We start from the raw sequence: 11726 nt of genomic DNA, 5'->3' as shown, positions 1-11726 counted from the left end.
CTACCGGAGGACCGGCTCGGCGGCCGTGCTGCTCATGAGGCGCCGGCCTTCGGCTTGCGTGCCGTCTTCGTACCGGACTTGGCGGTGTTCAGCTTGCGCCAGCGGCGCAGCGCGTCCGCGTAGATCTCGTCCGCGTCGAGCCTGCGCAGTTCCTCGGCGAGGCATTCGTTCACCTTGCGCCGCTGCAGGGCGACCTTCCGCTCCGGCTGACCCGGCTGCGTGAGGGTGCCCGTCTTGCCGTCCGGACGGACCAGCTCGACCGGCCCGGAGCGCCGCTGCAGGGACACCGAGCCGATGCCCCCGCCCTTGTCCGCCTTGACCCGGCGCACCGGTACCCGGAGGGATTCGGCGAGCCAGGCGGCGAGCAGATCGGTGGACGGCGAGTCCGCGGCCCCGGTCACGGTCGCCTCGGTGACCTTCTCGTGCGGCGGCAGGTCCAGCGCCGAGGCGAGCATCGCCCGCCAGGATGTCAGCCGGGTCCACGCCAGGTCGGTGTCCCCGTCGGTGTACGAGGCTGCGCGCTGCTCGAGTGCCTTGATAGGGCGCTTGGTGTTCGCCGAGTCGGTGATCCGCCGGTCCGCGAGCCGCCCGATCGGGTCGGTCGCGGGAACCGCGGGCGCGTCGAACGGCCACCAGGCCACGATCGGCGCGTCCGGGAGCAGCAGCGGCTCCACACAGCTGGCGCCCTCATCGGCGAGCGGACCGTAGAGGCGGAGCACGACCACCTCCGAGGCACCCGCGTCACCGCCGATCCGGACCTGGGCGTCGAACCGTGCCGCGGCCCGCTTCGCGCCCCTGGCGACCACCAGCACGCGGCAGGGGTGCTCGCGGCTGGCGTCGTTCGCGGCGTCGATGGCCTCCTCGGTCTGCTGCCCGTCCTCGGTGGCGATGACCAGAGTGAGGACCCGGCCGAGAGTGGTCATCCCGCCGGCCTCGCGCAGTTCCACGAGCTTCGCGTTGACCTGCGAGGTGTTGGTGGAGGGCATATCGATGATCACGGCCGCCTCCATTCGTGTCCGTTGCGGGCGAGCATCTCGTTGGCGCTCTCCGGACCCCAGCTGCCCGCGCGGTATCCCTCGGGCTTGCCGTTCGCCGCCCAGTTCGCGAGGACCGGGTCGAGGATCTCCCAGGAGAGCTCGACCTCCTCGTTGATCGGGAACAGCGAGGGCTCACCGAGCAGCACGTCGAGGATGAGCCGCTCGTACGCCTCGGGGGAGGACTCGGTGAACGCGTGCCCGTAGGAGAAGTCCATGGTCACGTCCCGGACCTCCATGGCGTTGCCCGGCACCTTGGAGCCGAACCGCATGGTCACGCCCTCGTCCGGTTGCACCCGGAACACCAGCGCGTTCTGCCCGAGCTCCTCGGTGGAGGTGTCGTCGAACGGAAGGTGCGGGGCGCGCTTGAACACCACCGCGATCTCGGTGACCCTGCGGCCCAGCCGCTTACCGGTGCGCAGGTAGAACGGCACCCCGGCCCAGCGGCGGTTGTCCACGGCCACGGTGATCGCCGCGTAGGTCTCGGTGACCGAGTCCTTGGCGAATCCGCCCTCCTGCAGCAGCCCGGGCACCTTCGTCCCGCCCTGCCAGCCGCCGAGATACTGCCCGCGCGCGGTGGTCTCCCCGAACGGGGTCACCGCATGCGCCGCGTTGAGCACCTTGGCCTTCTCGGCACGCAGTGCTCGCGGAGAGAAGGAAAGCGGCTCCTCCATCGCGGTGAGCGCCATCAGCTGCAGCAGGTGGTTCTGGATGACGTCCCGGGCCGCGCCGATCCCGTCGTAGTACCCGGCGCGGCCACCGAGGCCGATGTCCTCGGCCATGGTGATCTGTACGTGGTCCACGTAGTTCGCGTTCCAGATCGGCTCGAAGAACTGGTTCGCGAACCGTGCGGCCAGGATGTTCTGCACGGTCTCCTTGCCGAGGTAGTGGTCGATGCGGAACACCGACTCCTCGGGGAAGACCTCGTTGACGATCCGGTTGAGCTCCTTGGCCGAGCGCAGGTCGTGGCCGAACGGCTTCTCGATGACCACCCGACGCCAGCCGCCGCTGTCCTGATCGGTGAGGCCGCTGGTCTGCAGGCCCTGCAGCACCGTCGGGAAGGCGCCCGGCGGGATGGACAGGTAGAAGGCGTGGTTGCCTCCGGTGCCGCGCTCCTCGTCCAGTTCCTTGACCGTGCGCGCGAGAGTGTGGAACGCCTCCGGGTCGTCGAAGCTGCCCTGCACGAAGCGGCAGCCTTCGGCGAGCCGGTCCCACACCTCCTGGCGGAACGGGGTCCGGGCGTGTTCCTTGACCGCCTCGTACACGACCTGGCCGAAGTCCTCGTCCTCCCAGTCGCGGCGGGCGAACCCGACGAGCGCGAAGCCGGGCGGCAGCAGGCCGCGGTTGGCGAGGTCGTAAATGGCCGGCATCAGCTTCTTGCGGGACAGGTCACCGGTGACTCCGAAGATCACCACGCTGCACGGACCCGCGATCCGCGGCAGCCGCTTGTCCCGTTCGTCCCGGAGCGGGTTCTTGCGCTGAGCCGCCGCCATCAGGCGAGTCCTCCGATCGCCGCGGCGATCGCGGAGAGACCGGCGAGCCGATCGGTGAGGTGCAGGCGCAGCACCGGACGCTCGTGCGCGGCGAGTACCGAACCGTCCCCGAGCGCCTGTGCGTGCTGCAGCCCGCCGAGGGTGAACGGCTGCTCCGGCACCTCCAGGTCGTCCGCGTTCGCGCCGGTGATCTGCAGGAACACGCCGTTCTGGTGGCCGCCCTTGTGGTACTGGCCGGTGGAGTGCAGGAACCGGGGACCCCAGCCGAAGGTGGTCTGCAGTCCGCTGCGAGCGGCGAGCTCACCGCGCAGCACGGCGGCCGAGGCATCGTCGATCCGGTCCAGATAGGCCTGCACGGCGAGGTAACCGGCCTCCGGCGCGGCGTCCAGCAATGCCTTGATCGCCTCGGTGAGGCTGCGCGCCTGGCCGATCCAGTCCTCGGCGGCGTACACCTCGACCTCGTCCACGACGAAGTTCGGGCTGGCCTCCTCGCCTGCACCGGATGGCTTGCCCAGCAGATCCCGTGCGGCCTGTTTGGCGGCCTCGACATCCGGCTGGTCGAAGGGGTTGATGCCGAGCAGTTTGCCCGCGACCGCGGTGGCGTACTCCCACAGCAGCATCAGCCCGCCGAGGCTGCCCGAGGTGGCCAGCTTCGCGGCACCGGTGGGCTGGCCGATCGTGACCGGGGTGGCGTCCGCGCCCGCGTCGGCGAACCCGGGCGCTTCCGGGCTCTCCACCGCGACCGGGAGCAGTCCGGTGCCGTTCTTGCCGGTCGACTCGGCGATGAGCTGTTCGGCCCAGTCGGCGAAGCCGGTGATCCCGGAGTGGTTGTCCGCGAGCACGACTTTCTCGGCACCGGCGCTGTGCGCGTTGCCGAGCGCCGCACCGAGCAGCAGGGCAGGGTTGCTGGCCGAGTCCGCGGACAGCTCCTTGGCCGCGTCGGCCGCGTCGTCGAGCAGCCCGGCGATGTCCGCACCGGCCAGACCGGCGGGCACCAGCCCGAAGGCGGTCAACGCCGAGTACCGGCCGCCCACGTGCGGGTCGGCGAGGAACACCTTGCGGTATCCGGCTTCCTCGGCGAGGTGCTGCAGCGGCGAGCCGGGGTCGGTGACCACCACGATGCGTGAGGCGGCGTCGATGCCCTGTTCGGTGAACGCCGCCTCGAAGATCCGCCGGTGCGAGTCGGTCTCCACCGTGCCGCCGGACTTGGAGGACACGATCACCGCGGTGCGCCGCAGTTCACCGGCGAGCGCGTCGGCGACCTGCTGCGGGTCCGTGGTGTCCAGCACCACCAGCTGCACACCCGCGGTCTGCGTGATCACCTCGGGGGCCAGCGAGGAACCGCCCATTCCGGCGAGCACGAAGCGGGAGACGCCCTCGTCCAGGTACGCCGCCCGCAGGGCCTCGATCTCGGCGAGCAGCGGCCGGGAGGTCTCGTGCAGCGTGGTCCAGGCGAGCCGGATGGATGCCTCGGACTGCGCTTCGGAGCCCCACAGCGTGTCGTCGCCGGAGGTCAGCTTGCTGGCGAACCGTTCGGCGGCGAGCTGGGCCGCGGTCTGGCTCGCCTGCTCGGCGAGGGTGTCGTCGAGGATCTGTACTTCGGTCACGAGAGCGAGTCCTTTCCGAGCATCGTAGGGAGCCCTGGCGACTGAGGAGCGGAGGAAAGACTCGATCGGGCTAGTACCGTCATGCCCCCGCCTTCTGCAGCTGCGTGGTCACCGTCTCGAGCAGCTCGGCCCAGGACTTGTCGAACTTCTGCACGCCCTCGTTCTCCAGGACCGCGTACACGTCGTCGATGTCGATTCCGAGGTCGGCGAGCGCATCGAAGACCTGCTGGGCCTGGCCCGCGGCGCCGGTGACGGTGTCTCCGTTCAGCTCGGCATGGTCGGCGACCGCTTCGATGGTCTTCTCCGGCATGGTGTTCACCGAGTCGGTGACGACCAGCTCGTCGACGTAGCGGGTGTCGGAGTAGGCCGGGTCCTTCACGCCGGTGGAGGCCCACAGCGGACGCTGCGCGTGCGCGCCCTCGGCGGCCAGCGCCTTCCACCGGTCGGTCGCGAACGCCTCCTGGAAGGCCGCGTAGGCGAGCCGGGCGTTGGCGATGGCCGCCTTGCCGCGCATCGCGCTGGCCTCGCTGGTGCCGAGCGCCTCCAGCCGGGCGTCGATCTCGGTGTCCACCCTGGACACGAAGAAGGAGGCGACCGAGTGAATGCCGCGCAGGTCGTGCCCGTTGGCCTTGGCCTGCTCGAGCCCGGCGAAGAACGCGTCCATCACCTCGCGGTAACGCTGTACCGAGAAGATCAGCGTGACGTTGACGCTGATGCCCTCGGCCAGTACCGCGGTGATCGCCGGGAGCCCTTCCGGGGTGGCCGGGATCTTGATGTGCACGTTCGGCCGGTCCACCGTCTTGGCCAGGTCCTTGGCCTGTGCCACCGTGGCCTCGGTGTCCCTGGCCAGCCGCGGGTCGACCTCGATGGAGACGCGCCCGTCGACCCCGTCGGTCGCGGTGTAGACGTCCCGGAACAGGTCCGCGGCGTTGCGCACGTCGGTGGTGGTGATCTCCCGGACGGCCGCGTCCACGTCGGCACTGGTGACGTCTGGGCGCTGCGCGGCGAGCTCGCGCACCTGCGCGTCGTAGGCCGCCCCGTTGCTCAGCGCTCCGGCGAAGATCGTCGGGTTCGTGGTGACCCCGACGATGTGCTTGTCCCGGATCAGTGCCGCGAGGTTGCCGCTGTCCAGTCGTTCCCTGGACAGGTCGTCGAGCCAGATGGACACTCCGAGCTCGGATAGTTCGGCGAGTTTGTCCGTCATGTTCGTCCTCCTAGTTCGCGTTGTTGAGGGAGGCGTTCGCCGCGTCGACGACGGCCTCGGTGGTGATCCCGAACTGCTCGAAGAGCGTCGCGTAGTCGGCGGAGGCGCCGAAGTGCTCGATGCCGACGATGCGTCCGCGATCGCCGACGAACCGGTGCCACGGCATCGCGATACCCGCTTCGACGGCGACCCGCGCGGTCACATCCTTGGGCAGGACCGACTCGCGGTACTCGGCGTCCTGCGCGTCGAACCACTCGACACAGGGCATGGACACCACACGAGCTGAAACGTTCTGTTCAGCCAATTTCTTCCGCGCGGCCACGGCGAGCTGCAGTTCGGAACCGGTGGCGATGAGGATCACGTCCGGGGTGGATTCGGTGTCCTCGAGCACGTAGCCGCCACGCTTGACTCCTTCGGTCGCCTTCGCCGCGGTCTGCGCGTGGGTGGGCAGGTTCTGGCGGGAAAGGGCGATCCCGACCGGGCCCTCGCGCCACTCGAGCGTCGCACGCCAGGCGGCCGCTGTCTCGTTGGCATCACCCGGACGGACGACGGAGAGGTTCGGGATGGCGCGCAGCGCGGCCAGCTGCTCGATCGGCTGGTGGGTCGGGCCGTCCTCGCCGAGGCCGATCGAATCGTGGGTCCACACGTAGACCGGCGTGGTGCCCATCAGCGCGCCGAGCCGGACCGCAGGGCGCATGTAGTCGGAGAAGATCAGGAAGGTGCCGCCGTACGGGCGGGTCGGGCCGTGCAGCGCGATCCCGTTGAGGATCGAGCCCATGGCGTGCTCACGGATGCCGAAGTGCAGCGTGCGGCCGTACTCGGCGGCCTGCCACATCCCGGTGGAGATCTTCTTGGGGCCGAACGACTCGACCCCCTCCATGGTGGTGTTGTTCGACTCCGCGAGGTCGGCCGAGCCGCCCCACAGTTCGGGCAGCACCGGGGCGAGCGCGTTCAGCACGGCGCCGGAGGCCTTGCGGGTGGCGAGCCCCTTCTCGTCGGCATCCCAGGTGGGCAGGGCCTCCGTCCAGCCATCGGGCAGCTCGCCGGAGTGCAGCCGGTCGAACAGCGCCTTGCGCTCCGGGTTCGCCTTCGCCCAGGAATCGAACGACTCCTGCCAGGCGGCGTGGGTGTTCTTGCCGCGGGTGACCACCTGGCGGGCGTGCTCCAGCACCGCGTCCTCGACCGGGAACTCGGCGGACTCGTCGAAGCCGAGCGCCTTCTTGACCGCGGCGACCTCCTCGGCACCGAGCGCGGCCCCGTGTGCCTTGCCGGTGTCCATCAGGTTCGGCGCGGGGTAGCCGATCACGGTGCGCAGCACGATGAAGCTGGGGCGCTGCGTCTCCGCCTTCGCGGCCTCGAGCGCGGCGAGCACCCCGGCCACGTTCTCTCCGCCCTCGACCTCCTGCACGTGCCAGCCGTAGGCCTCGTACCGGGCGCGGGTGTCCTCGGAGAGCGCGATCGTGGTGTCGTCCTCGATGGAGATCTGGTTCGCGTCGTAGATGACCGTGAGGTTGCCGAGTCCCTGGGTGCCCGCGATGGACGAAGCCTCGGAGGTCACGCCTTCCTCGATGTCCCCGTCCGAGGCGACCACGTAGACCTGGTGGTCGAACGGTGAGTCACCGGGCAGCGCCTCGGGATCGAAGAGGCCGCGTTCACGGCGGGCGGCCATGGCCATGCCGACCGCGGAGGCGAGCCCCTGGCCGAGCGGGCCGGTGGTGATCTCGACACCGGCGGTGTGCCGCCACTCGGGGTGACCGGGGGTCTTGGAACCCCACTGACGCAGCGCCTGGATATCGGCGAGCTCGAGCCCGTAGCCGGAGAACATCAGCTGCAGGTAGAGGGTGAGGCTGGAGTGCCCGCAGGAGAGCACGAACCGGTCGCGGCCGATCCATGCGGGATCGCTCGGGTCGTGCCGCATCACCCGCTGGAACAGCGCGTAGGCCGTCGGGGCGAGGCTCATCGCGGTCCCGGGGTGCCCGTTGCCCTTGTGCTGCACCGCGTCCGCGGCGAGCACGCGGATCGTGTCGACGGCGCGGCTGTCGAGCTCGGTCCAGTCCGCTGGCAGGTTCGGCGTGGTTAGGCTGGTGATTCGATCAACACTGGACACGGAGATTCGGCTCCCACTCTTTCGAAACTGTGCCTCGGTTACGGCTACGCGGCCGTGACTGCCTTGTCGCGTTCCACCCTAATCCCGCCCCTGGTGTGCCCGTGTGGCCAGGCCAATTGTGTGCGGCGTTACGCGTGCCCCACGCGTCACGCGGGAAACGTCCGCGACTACCATCGGCGGTGTTCGCTGGTGCTCGATTCGTGCGCCATGCGTCCCGAACTGCCACAAGGAGCCGCATGTTGTCTGTGCTCGCCGCGCGGTGCGTGCCGTGACTGCGATTGTCGAAACCAGGCCGGGTGGTCAGCGCAGCCCCAAGGACGTTTTCCTGAAGTACTTGGCGTTGACCAAGCCGCGCATCATCGAGCAGCTGCTGGTGGCGACGATTCCCTCGATGTTGCTCGCCCAGCGCGGGGTGCCCGCGTTGTGGCTGGTCGTGGCCACCGTCGCGTTCGGCGCCCTCGCCGCGGGGTCGGCGGGCGCCTTCAACTGCGTCGCGGACGCCGACATCGACGCGGTGATGAAGCGGACCGCGAAACGCCCGATCGTGAACGACACCGTGTCCAAGCGCAGTGCGCTGATATTCGCGATCGTGCTCGGCGCGCTCGCGGTCGCGGGCATGTGGCTGACCACGAATCTGCTCTCCGCGGTGCTCACCCTCGGCGCGATCGCGTTCTACGTGCTCGTCTACACGATGTGGCTCAAACGCCGCACCTCGCAGAACGTGGTGTGGGGCGGAATCTGTGGCTGCATGCCGGTGCTGATCGGGTGGTCCGCGGTGACCGGGACGGTCGGCTGGCAGGCCTTCGTGATGTTCGGGGTGATCTTCTTCTGGACGCCGCCGCACTCCTGGGCGCTCGGCATGAAGTACCGCGAGGACTACACGAACGCGGGAGTCCCGATGCTCCCCTCGGTGGCCTCGCCCCGTCAGGTCACGCTGCGGATCGTGCTGTACTCCTGGGCGATGGCGCTGTGCGCGCTGGTGCTCGTCCCGGGCACCTCCTGGCTCTACGCGGCCTGCGCGGTGATCGCCGGGGCGTGGTTCCTGGTCGCGGTGCACCGGCTGCACTCGCAGGTGCGCAGGGGGGCGGAGTACAAGCCGATGGGCGTGTTCCACCTCTCCAACACCTACCTGTGCGTGGTCTTCGTGATGCTCGCGGTGGACGCGGTCGTGGGCTGGCCGGTGCTCGGCTGGCCGTTCTGAGCCCTTCCTACTGATCAGTAGATCGGTTACGATTCGTACGTATTACCGCCGGTAACACTAAGGAGCGGCGATGCGGGTACGAACCAGTGACAGGCTCGAGCTCGAGGTTGCGGTCACCGGAGCGGCGGACGCGCCGGTTCTGCTGTGCGTGCACGGGTATCCGGACGACAAGACGCTGTGGGAGCAGACGGCGCGGCGGTTGGCTGACCGGTTCCGCGTGGTGACTTTCGACGTGCGTGGCGCGGGTGATTCCGACACCCCGGCGAGCCGTTCGGACTACAAGCTCGATCAGCTCGCCCGCGATGTCGTCGCGGTCGCCGACGCGGTGAGCCCGGCGGCTCCCGTGCATCTGCTGGCGCACGACTGGGGGTCCATCCAGGCCTGGCACACGGTCACCGAGGCGGAGTTCGCGGCCCGGTTCGCCTCGTTCACCTCGATTTCCGGCCCCTGCCTCGATCACGTCGGACACTGGATGCGGGAGACCTGGCGGCACAAGGGGATCCGGGGCATTCGCGCAGGTGCGAACCAGCTGCTGCACTCCTGGTACATCGCTTTCTTCCAGCTGCCGGTCATTCCGGAGCTCGCCTGGCGCAGCGGCGTCGCGGGGCGGGCCATCGGCTGGCTCGAGGGCCGCAACGGGGAGGTACCACGCCCTGACCCCGAGGACGCCGTGCACGGACTCGAGCTCTACCGGGCGAACATGCGGCCCCGGCTGCGCCGCCCCGCCGAGCGCCGGACCGCCGTGCCGGTGCAGGTGCTCGCACCGGACAACGACTCCTACGTGACCGCGCCGATGCAGGCGGCGGCCGCGCGCTGGGTGCCGGACTTCACCAAACGCCGTGTGCACGGCGGGCACTGGCTGCCGCGCACCGAACCCGGTGTGGTCGCGGAGGCGGTCGCGGAGTTCGCCGGAGCGCGTACGGCGGCATAGCCGCGCGAGCGCACATTAGGCGCGGCGGCCGAGGAAGGCGAGCAGCCGCTCGAACTCGCCCGCGCCCTCGGGGGCGGCAACGGCGGGACGGAACATCCCCGAGGCACGCCGCTCCTCTTCGTCACCCTGCGCCTGGAACCGGGCGGTGGTGCTGACCACGCGCTCGTCCGGCCGGTAGACACGGCCGGACGCGGAGGCGATGTCCCAGCCGTGGATCAGCGACTCGGAGATCGCGATGTGCGCGTGCACCCAGCCGGGCGCGGCGCCGCCGGGGAAGGGCAGTTCGGCATCGAGGGTTCCCGGGCGGCGCAGGGCGGCGGCACAGCGTCCGCTCGCCTCGGTGAAGGCGCCCGCGGGATCGGCGTGCTCGGGTTCGGGGGCGGTGAAATCGATTCCGGTTTCCCCTTCGGCGAGCCGCGCGAACAGGTCGAGCGCGTTGATCAGGTGATCGGCCACGTTCCGCACGGTCCACCCCTGGCAGGGGCTCGGGTCGGTGTATCGCTCGGCGGGCAGCTCACGCAGGAGCTCTCCGGTCGGTGTGAAGGCGGGGTCGAGCAGCTGAAGGATCGAGTCCTGGTCCGGTGCGGCCATGATCTACTCCCGGTTCGGTCGGTTCACCCCTGTCGACCGCGAGCGGGCCGGGAACTCATCGGGCGCGCACCTCCCGCCACTTTCAACATATAGCGGACTGGTGGGCTTGCGGCAAGACCCGGGTTCTGCCGGAGAATCATCGGCCGAACACTCGAGCTGCGAAAAAAGACATCCCAGGAGCTTGGATGTCAAGCGGCGGCGTGCTCGAGATGATGTGACCACGCGGTTGCTTCGTCGTAGAGGGCGCGGTTTTTGAGGCAGCCGTGCAGGATTCCGACGAGCCTGTTAGCGAGTTGTCGCAGCGCGGCGCGGTGACCGATGTCGCGTGCCCGGAGCTTGTCGTAGTAGGCCCGTGCGCCCGGGGATGCTTGCAGGGCTGAGAAAGCCTGCACGGCGAGCGCGTCGAGGAGCCGGTCGTTGTGGACGTAGCGAGTCATCACGGTCTTCTTCTTGCCGGACTGGCGTGTGATCGGACTGGTGCCGGCGTAGTTCTTGCGGCACTTCGCGCTGGTATAACGGCGGGGGTCGTCGCCGAACTCGCCAAGCACCCGAGCGCCGGCGATCGACCCTAGGCCGGGCTGGCTCAGGAGGACCTCAGCGGCCGGGTGCTGACCAAAATGTGCCTCCACCTGTCCCTGCAAGGCGTTGATCTGCTCATTGATCGTGCTCAGGACAGCAGTCGCCGCGCGCGTGGTCGCGGCGTAGGCCGCGGTCACCACCTCGGGTTGGCCCAGCTGCTCGGTCCGTAACGTGGCCTGGATGGCTGCGGCTCTGTCTGAGATGCTGCGACGACGGGCACGCTTGAGTGCGGCGCTGATCTGCGTGATGGTCAGTTGGGCCGCCGAGGCTGGGTCCGGAGCCTTGTCCAGCAACTCCAACGTGTCGGCGGCGGCGAGGTCGTCGAACGCTTCCAGCGCTGCGGGAAAGTAGTCGCGCAACGCGTGCCGCAGCCGGTTCATATGCCGGGTACGTTCCCAGATCAACGTCTTATGCGCCCGGCTCACCACCTTGACCGCCTCCGTCGCCGCGGTGTCTCCGGCAACCGGACGTAGTTGGTGGGAGTCAGTGCGCACCATGTCAGCCAGCGTATGCGCGTCGGCCGTGTCGCTCTTGGCGCCCGACACGCTATGCCGCTCCCGGAAACGGGCCACTGACAACGGATTCACCGCAAACACCCGATAGCCCGCAGCGATCAGCGCCTGCACCCACGGACCCCGGTCGGTCTCGATCCCGATCACCGCCTCGGCCTCGTCCGCGTCCTCGCCAAGGTGTTCGCCGATCATCGCGTGCAACCGCGCGATCCCCGCGACCCCTTCCGGCAACCGAGCCCTGGACAGCCTGCGACCCGTGGGATCCATCAGCTCAACATCGTGATGGGCCTCCGACCAATCGTCTCCAACAAACAGCAACGCTTCTCCCGTCTTCGCAGTCGATCACCATCAGCAGCCCGCAGGAGAACCATCAACGACCTAATGAACGAGTACTCACACCCCAACAGAGGTGGGCACGACATCCCATCAGCGATCAACTCTCCCGACTACCGGCAAGGGCACAGTCT

9 protein-coding genes are annotated in these 11726 nt (G+C 69.3%); 2 read left to right on the top strand and 7 right to left on the bottom strand.

Annotated features, from left to right (window positions below; all coding sequences use genetic code 11):
* Positions 1-32: 32 nt before the first annotated feature.
* The 5 genes from opcA to tkt form a co-directional block, all read right to left on the bottom strand.
* A complete protein-coding gene (opcA, locus tag A37U_RS0116840) occupies positions 33-998 on the bottom strand; it encodes a glucose-6-phosphate dehydrogenase assembly protein OpcA (RefSeq protein WP_040588039.1) in 966 nt (321 codons plus the stop codon).
* The gene (zwf, locus tag A37U_RS0116835; RefSeq protein ID WP_020497826.1) at positions 995-2527 is read right to left on the bottom strand and encodes a glucose-6-phosphate dehydrogenase; all 1533 of its coding nucleotides are present in this window, start codon (positions 2525-2527) and stop codon (positions 995-997) included. Before zwf ends, opcA begins: the two co-directional genes overlap by 4 nt.
* Entirely contained in the window at positions 2527-4134 is a 1608-nt protein-coding gene (locus A37U_RS0116830; RefSeq protein WP_020497825.1) for a hypothetical protein, read from the bottom strand. Before A37U_RS0116830 ends, zwf begins: the two co-directional genes overlap by 1 nt.
* A 79-nt stretch (positions 4135-4213) precedes the next feature.
* Positions 4214-5338 (bottom strand): transaldolase, encoded by a 1125-nt coding sequence (gene tal / locus A37U_RS0116825; RefSeq protein ID WP_020497824.1) that lies wholly within the window; start codon positions 5336-5338, stop codon positions 4214-4216.
* 10 nt (positions 5339-5348) lie between these two features.
* The gene (gene tkt, locus A37U_RS0116820; RefSeq protein ID WP_020497823.1) at positions 5349-7445 is read right to left on the bottom strand and encodes a transketolase; all 2097 of its coding nucleotides are present in this window, start codon (positions 7443-7445) and stop codon (positions 5349-5351) included.
* Between the two features lie 259 nt (positions 7446-7704).
* Between tkt and A37U_RS0116815 the strand changes: the two genes are divergently transcribed.
* Positions 7705-8646 carry a heme o synthase gene (locus A37U_RS0116815; protein ID WP_020497822.1) on the top strand — a complete coding sequence of 314 codons (942 nt, stop codon included), beginning with the start codon at positions 7705-7707 and terminating at the stop codon, positions 8644-8646.
* 70 nt (positions 8647-8716) lie between these two features.
* Positions 8717-9577 carry an alpha/beta fold hydrolase gene (locus A37U_RS0116810; RefSeq protein WP_020497821.1) on the top strand — a complete coding sequence of 287 codons (861 nt, stop codon included), beginning with the start codon at positions 8717-8719 and terminating at the stop codon, positions 9575-9577.
* A gap of 15 nt (positions 9578-9592) precedes the next feature.
* Here A37U_RS0116810 and A37U_RS0116805 read toward each other — a convergent pair whose 3' ends face one another.
* Together A37U_RS0116805 and A37U_RS0116800 are read right to left on the bottom strand one after the other, a co-directional pair.
* Positions 9593-10168 carry a TIGR03086 family metal-binding protein gene (locus A37U_RS0116805; protein WP_020497820.1) on the bottom strand — a complete coding sequence of 192 codons (576 nt, stop codon included), beginning with the start codon at positions 10166-10168 and terminating at the stop codon, positions 9593-9595.
* A gap of 188 nt (positions 10169-10356) precedes the next feature.
* The gene (locus tag A37U_RS0116800; RefSeq protein ID WP_026197291.1) at positions 10357-11577 is read right to left on the bottom strand and encodes an IS110 family RNA-guided transposase; all 1221 of its coding nucleotides are present in this window, start codon (positions 11575-11577) and stop codon (positions 10357-10359) included.
* Positions 11578-11726: the final 149 nt, after the last annotated feature.

Origin of the sequence: Sciscionella marina DSM 45152 (assembly GCF_000379465.1) — a bacterium.
GTDB classification, from domain to species: Bacteria; Actinomycetota; Actinomycetes; order Mycobacteriales; family Pseudonocardiaceae; genus Sciscionella; species Sciscionella marina.
This window is presented reverse-complemented; position numbering and strand designations above follow the sequence as displayed.